Source organism: Stieleria sp., assembly GCF_041595215.1.
Classification (GTDB): Bacteria; Planctomycetota; Planctomycetia; order Pirellulales; family Pirellulaceae; genus Stieleria; species Stieleria magnilauensis.
Window position 1 is genome coordinate 1 of the sequence record NZ_JBFHKV010001475.1, and the last position, 1,605, is coordinate 1,605.

Sequence of the window (1,605 nt, forward strand, 5' to 3'; positions counted from 1 at the left end):
CAAGATGGTGTTCCCCTTCCAAGGTCTCGATCAAAAACTGACCGGCGTCAAACCGGCACGGGTGGTCGAAGAGATCTTGCTGTAGCGACGAACAGAAAACGACCGTATCTACGCTCGCCGGAGCATGGCCGTCGCAGATCGATTTGAAGTGGCAGAATGATTTGGGGCAAAATGATTTGGGGCAAAATGATGTTCTGACCGCTCAGATCGCGGAGCCAGAATCGTCCGGCTGCCCCATTATTCTGCCATCCCCATGATTCTGCCATCCTCGTCTCGCCAACGCCGCCGTCTGGCGACGGCAGCTACGTTCTGTTTATGTACGCTCACTCACCACGTTTCTTAGCAGCTGTTCGTAGCGATCGACCATTGTGTCCCAACCGAACTGATCAACGATTCCCATTCCCGCCCGACCGAGTGCTTCGCGTTGGCGGACGTCTGCGATGAGTGTCTCGATCCCGCCGCGCAGGCCTTCGACGGATGATTTCACCAACCAGCCGTCACGGCCGTGGTCGATGATCACTCGCGGGCCGCTTTCGCAATCGACACTCAACGAAGGGACGCCCAACGACATCGCCTCCAGCAGAGCCGACGGGAATCCTTCATACCGGCTGGGCAAACAAAACAGCGTTGCCTGGGAGAGCGGTTCGGCAAGCGGGCGCACCCAGCCGGGCAATTCCAATCGGTCGTCGATTCCCAGTGATTTGGCCTGGGCGAGTAACGCGTCACGTTGGGTGCCTTCGCCGTAGATCACCAACCGCCAGCTCGGATCGTCGGACGTGGCCTGGGCAAACGCGATCAACAGGCGGTCAAATCCTTTTTCCGGTTCCAGTCTGCCGACACCGGCAATCCGTTTTCGCGCACCGGCTTGCTCGCGGTCAGACGTCAGCGGAGGCCGGTCGACCGCGGAAGGAATCACGGCAACCGACTTGGAAAACGGACGCAGGTAGCTCGCCGAGGTCTCGGTCAACGCGACGACGGTTGCCGCTTGACGGTATTGGTGTCGACGAACCACATTCCAAAACGGCCCGAGTGATTGACGTGCCGGATCGCTGCGTTCGCAAACCACCACCGGTGGGCCTGATGGATCGGTTGCCATCAAGACGTCGAGATTGGTTCGATCACAAAACGACAACACGACGTCGGGGCGAAGTCGTTCCACCGCGTCGGCGATGGCGTGATGCCGCGCGCGAACTTGACGAACCTTGCCCAACAATCCCCTGGCGTCGGCAGACAGAGCGAGCGGCATGCGTCGCACGCTCGGCGCGATCACGTGACGATCAGAGGCACCCTCGTCGAACGTGATCAAGCTGACGCGATGCCCGCGTTCGGCCAAACGCGACGTCAAGCCTGCCATCACACGTTCGGCACCACCGCCATGGAGCGAGTGGATGAAACAGGCGATCGACAGGCTTGCTGAGTTCGTGTCATCGGCCGCCCTTTCTTCGGCCGCCCTCTCATCGGCCGCCATGCCTAAAGATCGACTTGTCCGAGCGGTGCCGGCAAGATCTCTTGAGTGGTTTCCGGTTGTGGGTCCGGCGGCGGCGAGGTCTCTGCGTCCTCGCTAGGCTCGACAAAGTCGTCCGCGGCCGATGCGTCTCCTTCCAG

General features: G+C 60.6%; 1 protein-coding gene. It reads right to left on the bottom strand.

Annotation, left to right across the window (positions count from 1 at the left end; all coding sequences use genetic code 11):
* Positions 1–313: 313 nt before the first annotated feature.
* Positions 314–1,468, bottom strand: coding sequence for a glycosyltransferase (locus tag ABX749_RS32250; RefSeq protein ID WP_372899653.1), 1,155 nt, complete (start codon positions 1,466–1,468; stop codon positions 314–316).
* Positions 1,469–1,605 lie beyond the last annotated feature (137 nt).